We start from the raw sequence: 9,242 nt of genomic DNA on the forward strand, positions 1-9,242 counted from the left end.
AAGATTTTTAGGCCCAACCTTATTTGTTTATTTGATACTTTAAGTAGACGGCATCAAATTTCACATTTAAATGGATCAACATTAGTATTAATTACTTATGTTTCCTCCATAACCTGTAATCGTAATTGAAACGTCATAGTTAATTGGTGAATTACTAAAAATAGTGTCCCAATCTTCTTTATGTTTTTTCCAATAATCAGGGTATTTTATACTTACATATTCAGAAAAATTAATGACATCGACTTTATATTCTTTTTGTATTTTTTTTAAGCTATTTTCAATGATAGTATTTACTTTTTTCTCAATCAGTTGCTCTAATTCTTTAACAGATTCTTTTTTTGTAACATGTTCGGTTTCTGCTAGAACTTCAGAAATTATTCCTTCCGATTCAACTTTTACGTGAAACGAAAGCTGGTCGTTATTTAATTCGGGAGTTACTTTACTTTTTAAACTTTCTAGCTCATATATTATCGTATGTCCAGCCTTTTCATAAAACAGCGGTACGATGCCTCCACCTGAAATGGCAGTAAGCCAAGATAAACCTTCCACTTCTTGTTCATTTAAAAATCCAATCATGTTTAATTTGTCTCCTTTGATGACGGACGCACCGGAGAGCTTAAGTTCATCGTTCAAGGTGGTAATATTTTGTAATAAAAAACTTGACTTCGCATTCATTCTTGCATTTATTTTTGCTAATGTAGCTGGTTCTAATATTTTCGTTGTTTTAATAATATGGTCTTTCATTTCAAAAATCTGTAAGGAAGGGATTTCCTTTGCCTCTTTAAAATTTAATATATCTTTCGCTTTCTTATCGGTAATCATTACAACACAACTCGTTCTTACTTCCGGGTCCCTAATAAATAAATCCAGCAAGCTTCTTAAATTGTATTCCTCGGCAATCTCACTACTTAATAAGATTAATCTTTGGTGTTGCCCGTTTAAAAGATTGTTTCTCTTAAGAATAAACTTTCGAGCCACCTCTAAAATAGAGCCGCCGACCTCCTCAATATTAATATAGGGTTTATTTTGTCCTTGTAAACTATCCGTTGCACTTTGTATTTTGTTCACATTTGCAAGCTGAAATGTTACATGCATAAAATTTTCACCGTATTCATTGTTCTTTTGATCATTATTTTTTTCTAAATCAACACCGACTCCAAATAACATATCCAATTTCTCAATATCTCTTGAACTCCAGCAGCCAGTTAAAATATAAAGAAGTAGGATAAAAATCATAAAGAGAGATAAACAACGTTTGAAAGAAAACATAGTTTAACGATTCCCCCTAATTTTAGTAATTGCTAAAAGAAGAAGTGGTGTAATTCCGAACAAAACAATTGCAGCTTCTCCGAGCATATCGCCAACAAAAAATATATCATGCAAATTTTTAGGCACCATTGAAAAAATATAGATAAAAGGTAAAAGGCTATACATAAAAGTAGTAAAACGTTTATTAAACAAATGAGAAAGACCTAAAGCTGCAGCAAATATAGTAATAGTACTCGTGGCATACATTTGCATAATCCATATGATTAAAAATAGTGAATCATATCTTTCAAAAATAATGCCGGGAAATTCAAAGGATCGAATTAAAGAAATGGTTGGCCAAGTAAGATTATTTACTCCCTCAACAGATAATGCACCGATTACAACGACAACAGTGATCACATAAAAAATAGTAGGTAATAACACACCCCATAATACAACATAATTTCCATCTCTAGGCTTGATAAGGTAGGCTGAAAGTATTAACAAAATTTCTATTCCAATAAAGGACAATGACGTCGTCTTTATCCCTTTTAAAACAGGAATGATACCATCACCTAAAACAGGACGTAAATGATTGACTTCAAACAAACCTAAACTCATAAAAGCAATTAAAATAAAAATAAAAACAGTAATTGGGAAAATGATTTGAAATAAACGAGCAATTGAGCTAATCCCACCTACTATTAAATAAACGGAAAGCCATATGTAAATGACGATCAATATTTCAATTGGAGTTCCTTCTAGTAAATACATTTCAGTAACTTCTGCCATGACTCTTAACTCAAAGCTAGTCAATACCATAAAATAGAGTATAATAAACAACCCTAAGACTATACTTAAAAATTTCCCGATAATTAGATGGTTATATTGAAAAAATGTTTTACCCGGAAACCTGTTATTAAGCTTAATGATAATGAGACCAATCCAAATCGGAAACACACTACTAATTAAAACAGTCAGCCATATATCTGGAGTACCAACTTCTGCAGCTGCTGTTCTAGGTAATGTTAAAATACCAACACCAAGTATGTAATTAATGATCAAAATAATTGCTTGAGTTGATGTAATAGCCCCGCTATTTTGTAGTTTCATTTCTTAATATCCTTTCCGTTCTATTTAACTTTTACGGATCGAGTCTTTGGATTGTAAAACTTGTGGCCTTTTTTTCATCAATTGTAATGGCAATCTAAAAATAAAATCCTTCCAGTCGCTAACATAATAAGGAGCAATAGGGCTTAAGTAAGGTATTCCGAAGCTTTTCAACTTGACTAAATGAATACATATAAATAAGAAAAATACGACCACTCCGTACAATCCGAACGTAGCAGCTAAAAACATAGCTATAAATCTCATTAATCGTAAAGAGATGCTGATGTTATATAAAGGTAGTGAAAAAGATGAGATCGCTGTTAGTGCAACTACAATTACAGTTACAGGACTAACAATGCCTGCTTGTACTGCAGCTTCACCAATAACTAATCCACCAACAATCCCAATAGTTTGTCCGATTGGTTTTGGTAAGCGGAGACCAGCCTCTCTTAATATCTCAATCGCAATCTCCATAAATAACGCTTCGATTATAATAGGGAATGGGACACCTTCTCTTGATTCTATAATAGAAATAGCAAGCTTGGAGGGTATTAACCCTTGGTGAAATGAAACAAAAGATATGTATAATGCTGGAGTAAAAACAGCAATAAACGAGGCGATATACCTTAAAAACCTTATTAATGAACCTGGTATCCATCGCTCATAATAATCTTCAGGAGACTGTATAAACATGTTCAATGTTACTGGAGCGATCAATGCAAATGGAGATCCGTCTAATATAATTCCAATACGTCCTTCTGCGATGGCACCAAAAAGACGATCCGGGCGCTCCGTACTTTGAATTTGTGGAAAGATGGAGAAGTAGTTTTCCTCAATTAACTGCTCAATGTAACCTGATTCAGGTAAATGATCTATATTAATTTTTTCAATTTTTTTCTTAACCTCATCCACTAATTCAGGGCTTGCAATGCCCTCAATATATGTAATGACTAATTCTTTTTTAAAGCGGCTACCTACTTGTAAATGAATAAACTGTAGGTCTGTATTAACAGCTAATTTACGAAGTAACGTCATATTCTCATGAATATCCTCATTAAATCCAATCCTAGGTCCTCTTACCAAGGATTCCGTCGGAGGCTCCTCATAATCTCTAGTTTTAGATTTTGTTGTTTTGATAATGATTGCCACATCTAGTTCTTCCAAGATTAAAGCTGTATTTCCTTTTATAACTTTATGAACAATCTCATCTGCACAAGAAGTTTCGTATATTTCACTAACTGGCAGTAAATAGTCTTTCATATAATCCTTTATGTCTTGTGTTATATTGCCTTCATTCTTAGTTGATGATCCATCCATTAATGGTTTTAAAATATTATTATTGATCACGTTGGTATCAACTAAGTCATCAATATAAATAATTGCTGCATCTATACTCGTTCCACCGATTTTAAACGTTCTTAATACAGTCCCATTATCGTTCCCAATTGTTTCATTTATTAACGTAATATTCTGTTCAAAATTGTAGGAAAGCAAAGTAGGTAGTTCTTTAACTTTCTCAACTTGGTTGTGATCTATGTTTTTATGAAGGTATTGCATTATTTTTGATATTCCTAATGGGATAAGCAAGGTAACAAAAGCAATGAAATAAACATTAAACGGAGGCAAGTACGATTTAATAGTTTGGATATAAAACAAAACCACACCCTCCTCGGAAAATGAGAATAGAAATCCTACCTAGTTGTTTGAAAAAATTAAGAAAAAGTAGATGAACTAAAAAATTTAGGTTTATTATCACTCACTGACGAAAAAGTTATTCTTATTTAGAAGGTACTAATAATAAGGTTGAGAAAAGATAATTGGTGTTACTGTTTGAAATAACTATAATTTATAATTTCATTGCCATTACTTCCCGGGTTTTAACATGCAAATTTAAAAAAGATGAAGGAAAAATAATATATATGAGATGAATGGAAATGGAGGTACTAATGATTGTAAATTGAAAATAATTTAGAACCTTTCAATAAACAAGTGTATACTATCAGTGAAGTTGAAATTGATGGATATAGGTGATGTCAGCCATGTGGCAATTATTATTGGTTATGATTGAGCGACTTGGGATTATTATTTCAGTTGCCTTTATAATAACACGGTTAAAATTTATTCGAAATTTAATCGAGAAGCAGGAAATATCAAAAGCTCATAAAATAAGTGTTATTGTTATATTTGGTTTATTTGGAATTATTGGTACATATACAGGGTTAACGATCAATGTAGAGGATGCATCGATTAGTCGAACTGTTTTAGAAGTTAGAGAGGGTGAAGCTATTGCAAACTCTCGTGTGATTGGAGTAGTAGTTGCTGGCTTACTTGGAGGCTGGACGGTTGGATTAGGAGCGGGGGTAATTGCAGGTGTTCATCGTTCCTTATTAGGAGGGTTTACTGGTTTAGCATGTGGTTTGTCTGCAATAATTTCAGGCCTAATTGCTGCTTATTTTTATAAAAAAAATAATGATAGTAATGACATTGTGTCTATTAAAACGGCATTAGTTGTCGGAATGTTAGCCGAGGCCGTACAAATGGGGTTAATATTATTGATGGCTAGGCCATATGATCAAGCTTTTAGATTAGTAGAAAGTATTGGTATACCAATGATTATTGCTAATGGAATCGGAACAGCAATTTTTATTTTAATTATTCGTAATGTCGTCCACGAAGAAGTAAAAATGGGATCACTCCAAGCTCAAAAAGCACTAAAACTTGCTGATTTAACGTTAAAATATTTACGAAGTGGTTTAACCAAGCAAACGGCTCAACCCACTTGTGAAATCCTACTAAAAGAGATAAAAGTAGCATCTGTTTCAGTAACTGATAAGGAGAAGGTGCTAGCATTTGTTGGAGCTGGTGAAGATCATCATGTGAATAATGATGAAATAAAAACAGAAGCAACGAAACGTGTATTAAAACACGGAGAGCTAGTGATCGCTAATCCGGATGAAATCAAATGTAAATATAAGAATTGTGTGTTAGGTGCAGCGGTCATTGCTCCATTAAAAATTAAAGAGGAGACGATCGGAACATTAAAGTTTTACTTTAAATCAGAAAAAGAAATTTCCCCAACGATTGTAGAACTAAGTAAAGGACTTTCTACTTTATTAAGCCACCAGCTTGAACTATCAGAAGTTGATCGTCATTTAGAGCTGGCAAAGCAAGCAGAAATTAAGGCGCTACAAGCGCAAGTAAGCCCTCATTTTTTATTTAATGCTTTAAATACGATTGTTGCGTTAATTCGCACCGACCCAATGAAAGCAAGGAAGTTATTGATTTCACTCTCTCATTACTTCAGACAAAACTTAGCAGGTACAACGGCAACGGAAACAACATTAGAGGATGAATTAAAACACGTAAAAGCGTATTTAGAAATCGAACAAGCTAGGTTTTCCGATAAATTAACGGTTGATTATGATATTGATGAGAACATATTATTCTATAAAATCCCACCGATGACACTACAGCCACTCGTAGAAAATGCGATTAAACATGGCGTTAAGCAAATGACAGATGATTGTGTTATTTTAATACAAATAAAAGAAGCTAGACAAAAAGTGACAATTACAATTAAGGATAACGGCATTGGCATACCGAAAGATCGATTACTTGAAATAGGACAAGAAAAGGTAGCGTCTGAGACAGGGACTGGAATTGGTCTTTATAATGTGAATCGCAGGTTACAAATGATGTACGGAGAAGAAGCGATTCTTAAGATAGAAAGTGAATTCAATCAAGGGTCTCGTATTTCATTTACAATTGGAAAAAGTAAGGAGAAAGTAAAGAATGAACAATAAAATTAGGACGATCATAATTGATGATGAACCTTTTAGTCGTGATGAATTAAAATTTCTCTTAGAGAACGATAGTGATGTTGAAATCGTTGCTGAAGCTGATTCTGGAGAAAAAGGGTTAGAAATGATCATGACAAAAAATCCAGATGTTATTTTTGTTGATATTGAAATGCGGCAAATGTCTGGATTAGATCTAGCCAAGACAATTCAAAACATGAAGAAGATCCCGCTTATCATATTTGCAACAGCGTATCCGAATTATGCAGCAAAAGCATTTCGTGTAGAGGCATTAGATTACTTATTGAAGCCATTTGATGAAGAACAACTCCAAGAAACAATGAAACGCGTGAAGGATCGATTAAGTTTCAATGAAAAAAATGAACAAACGAGTCCAATCGCCAAATTAGCCGTTGAGGACGAAGGACGTATTGTATATTTATCACCGTCTGAAATCAGTTATTTATATCGAGAAGAACGGGAAACGATCATTTGTACAAAAGACCGTAAATTTAGCTTAAAGGCTCCGATAAAAGAGTTAGAAGAAAAATTAAAAGGTTACCCGTTTTTTCGAACACATAAGAGCTATCTAGTAAACCTTGATAAAGTAGAACAACTCATTCCATGGTTTAATGGGGCATATCAATTAAAAGTGGTTGGAAAAAAAGATGAAATACCGGTTAGTAGAAATTATGTAAAATCATTAAGAGCGCATTTAGAACTATAAGTTGTACAATTTAATCAAAAAATAATGCATGTTAGTGTCCGCTTTTGACATGTTAGACATAAACTTGTCACAATTATGAATAGCAATGCTAGAATAATAGCATGATGAAAACGCATTCAAAGCAGGAGGGGGATCACTAATGATCACATTTTTATTTGCTATTGCAATTTTAATTATAGGTTATTTCACGTACGGTAAATTAATAGAAAAGATTTTTGGTGTCAAAGAAGCAAGACAGACGCCAGCTTATAGTATGAAAGATGGCGTTGACTACATTCCAATGGGCACAAACCGAAACTCATTAATCCAACTATTAAACATCGCTGGTGTGGGTCCTATCTTTGGTCCAATCATGGGTGCACTTTATGGTCCAGTCGCCTTTATTTGGATCGTAATAGGTAGTATTTTTGCAGGAGCTGTTCATGATTATTTAACAGGGATGATTTCCATTCGGAATAAAGGGGCTCACTTGCCTCAATTAGCAGGTAAATTTTTAGGTAATAGCATGAAGCACATTGTTAATGCAGTGGCTGTTCTACTTTTACTTCTTGTTGGAACCGTATTCGTAACTGCACCTGCTGGCCTTTTATTTAACTTAATGGACGGTGTAATTGCGTTAGGTATTATTACAGGTGCTATTTTTGTTTATTACATTGTTGCGACGTTATTACCAGTTGATAAAATTATTGGAAGAATTTATCCAGTCTTAGGAGCACTTTTATTAATTAGTGCGATCGGTGTAGGTGGTATGCTTGTTGTAACAGGGGCACCAATTCCTGAATTAACATTACAAAACATGCATCCGGCAGGAACTGCAATTTTTCCATTATTAATGATTACGATCGCATGTGGTGCGATTTCTGGCTTCCATGCAACACAATCACCAATTATTTCTAGGACATTACAAAATGAAAGAAATGGGCGGAAAGTATTTTATGGAATGATGATTGTCGAAGGGATCATCGCGATGATTTGGGCAGCTGCGGCCATGAGTCTTTTCTACGGAACAGATTTAAATGAACTAATTGCTACTGGTGGGGCTGGTCTTGTTGTAAGTGAAGTTGCATTTACATTATTAGGTGCTATTGGCGGTACATTAGCTGTTTTAGGTGTTATCGTATTACCAATTACATCTGGTGACACAGCGTTCCGTTCCGCTCGAATGATAATCGCTGAGTATATTAATCTACCACAAATGAAAATCTTAAGTCGCTTATGGATTGCTATCCCTTTATTTTTAGTTTCATTTGTACTAACTAATATGGATTTCACATTATTATGGAGATACTTCGGTGTTACGAATGCGGCTATTAGTGCAATCGCTCTATTTGTAGGAGCTATGTATTTAGCTGTCCAATACAAAATACACTGGGTTGCTACTATCCCAGCGGCATTCATGACAATGGTAGCTCTCACATTCATCTTTTATGCACCGATTGGATTTGGATTACCGATGTCAACGTCTTATGTAGCAGGAGCGATTGGTACAATAGTAATTCTTGGATTGTTTGCTTATAAGGTTAAGCTAAATCGTGAAGAAGCAAATTTTAAAATTGATGCAGATGAGAAATTGGCTGCATAAAGGCTCACTAAGACATTTATTCTAAAATCAAATTTAATCAATACTTGAAGAGGTTACAAGTGTGATATTTGACTTGTAGCCTCATTTTTATTGTTCTAATAATTTTTACATGTAGCTACACTAATTAATAGTAAATCCCTTACCGAATAAATCAAGCATCGACTGCAAATGCTATCACTATAAATTATATATTGAAGAAGGGGGCAGGAAAATGAGTACTTCTAGAAAACCATCTAACCGATTAGCAAATGAAGGAACGAAACCTCGTGAAAACCAATCATCGAAGCAGGAAACAACTAAACAACCTAATGCACAGAATGATGGATTTCGTTACGACTACGACGATTCTTCAGATCTTTAGAGTAGTTCAAAGGCTAAGTTACGTAATGATTCAGAAAATACAGATCAATTACTAAAGAGTTTCCGTAGTAAAATTTAAATTGACATTGTAAGCGTTTTCATTTATATTAGAATTAGGTAGGATAGCAACTGGGGCTATCATGGTATTATGCGTAGGTGGGGCTAATACTGTAGAAGGAGAAGTGATGTCTTTTCACCATGACTCCGTTAAGTGTAAAAATTATTATTGTGGAGAAGATATCCTTTTCCTTATTTCCAACAAAAATCTTTGTGTATAGAAAAGCCTATTATTGTACTGCACCCCAAAAGTTAGAGTGAAATCTAACTTTTGGGGTGTTTTTAATGGCTAAATATAGTGAACAATTTAAGTTAATGCTAGTTAAAGAATATCAAGCAGGAAAACTAGGATATGACCTTT

Annotated in this window: 7 protein-coding genes; 4 read left to right on the forward strand and 3 right to left on the reverse strand. The window is 33.9% G+C overall.

Annotated features, from left to right (window positions below; genetic code table 11):
• Positions 1 to 87: 87 nt before the first annotated feature.
• Genes J0N78_RS02305 through J0N78_RS02315 form a run of 3 tightly spaced genes read right to left on the reverse strand, consistent with a single transcriptional unit; the run spans position 88 to position 3,915 of the window.
• Positions 88 to 1,269 carry a Ger(x)C family spore germination protein gene (locus J0N78_RS02305; RefSeq protein ID WP_209121372.1) on the reverse strand — a complete coding sequence of 394 codons (1,182 nt, stop codon included), beginning with the start codon at positions 1,267 to 1,269 and terminating at the stop codon, positions 88 to 90.
• Between the two features lie 3 nt (positions 1,270 to 1,272).
• Positions 1,273 to 2,361: a GerAB/ArcD/ProY family transporter gene (locus J0N78_RS02310; protein WP_209121373.1), complete on the reverse strand. Its 1,089-nt coding sequence runs from the start codon at positions 2,359 to 2,361 to the stop codon at positions 1,273 to 1,275.
• 24 nt (positions 2,362 to 2,385) lie between these two features.
• The gene (locus tag J0N78_RS02315) at positions 2,386 to 3,915 is read right to left on the reverse strand and encodes a spore germination protein (protein WP_209121414.1); all 1,530 of its coding nucleotides are present in this window, start codon (positions 3,913 to 3,915) and stop codon (positions 2,386 to 2,388) included.
• A 482-nt stretch (positions 3,916 to 4,397) separates the two neighbouring features.
• Between J0N78_RS02315 and J0N78_RS02320 the strand changes: the two genes are divergently transcribed.
• The 4 genes from J0N78_RS02320 (at position 4,398) to J0N78_RS02335 (ending at position 8,825) form a co-directional block, all read left to right on the forward strand.
• The gene (locus J0N78_RS02320) at positions 4,398 to 6,161 is read left to right on the forward strand and encodes a sensor histidine kinase (RefSeq protein WP_209121374.1); all 1,764 of its coding nucleotides are present in this window, start codon (positions 4,398 to 4,400) and stop codon (positions 6,159 to 6,161) included.
• Positions 6,151 to 6,882, forward strand: coding sequence for a LytR/AlgR family response regulator transcription factor (locus J0N78_RS02325; protein ID WP_209121375.1), 732 nt, complete (start codon positions 6,151 to 6,153; stop codon positions 6,880 to 6,882). The genes J0N78_RS02320 and J0N78_RS02325 overlap by 11 nt, the downstream gene beginning before the upstream one ends.
• Positions 6,883 to 7,021: 139 nt before the next feature.
• On the forward strand, positions 7,022 to 8,464 hold the full coding sequence (locus J0N78_RS02330) for a carbon starvation CstA family protein (protein ID WP_209121376.1): 1,443 nt from the start codon (positions 7,022 to 7,024) through the stop codon (positions 8,462 to 8,464).
• Between the two features lie 211 nt (positions 8,465 to 8,675).
• The gene (locus J0N78_RS02335) at positions 8,676 to 8,825 is read left to right on the forward strand and encodes a hypothetical protein (RefSeq protein ID WP_209121377.1); all 150 of its coding nucleotides are present in this window, start codon (positions 8,676 to 8,678) and stop codon (positions 8,823 to 8,825) included.
• Positions 8,826 to 9,242: the final 417 nt, after the last annotated feature.

This window comes from Alkalihalobacillus sp. BA299 (assembly GCF_017745675.1).
In the GTDB taxonomy this organism is placed as follows: Bacteria; Bacillota; Bacilli; order Bacillales; family Bacillaceae_F; genus Alkalihalobacterium.

What these genes read in the sequence shown, in the direction of transcription:
- J0N78_RS02330 (WP_209121376.1), top strand. Translation starts at nt 7,022, where the DNA reads ATGATCACATTTTTATTTGCTATTGCAATTTTAATTATAGGTTATTTC.
- J0N78_RS02320 (WP_209121374.1), top strand. Translation starts at nt 4,398, where the DNA reads ATGTGGCAATTATTATTGGTTATGATTGAGCGACTTGGGATTATTATT.
- J0N78_RS02315 (WP_209121414.1), bottom strand. Translation starts at nt 3,915, where the DNA reads ATGCAATACCTTCATAAAAACATAGATCACAACCAAGTTGAGAAAGTT.
- J0N78_RS02310 (WP_209121373.1), bottom strand. Translation starts at nt 2,361, where the DNA reads ATGAAACTACAAAATAGCGGGGCTATTACATCAACTCAAGCAATTATT.
- J0N78_RS02335 (WP_209121377.1), top strand. Translation starts at nt 8,676, where the DNA reads ATGAGTACTTCTAGAAAACCATCTAACCGATTAGCAAATGAAGGAACG.
- J0N78_RS02325 (WP_209121375.1), top strand. Translation starts at nt 6,151, where the DNA reads ATGAACAATAAAATTAGGACGATCATAATTGATGATGAACCTTTTAGT.
- J0N78_RS02305 (WP_209121372.1), bottom strand. Translation starts at nt 1,269, where the DNA reads ATGTTTTCTTTCAAACGTTGTTTATCTCTCTTTATGATTTTTATCCTA.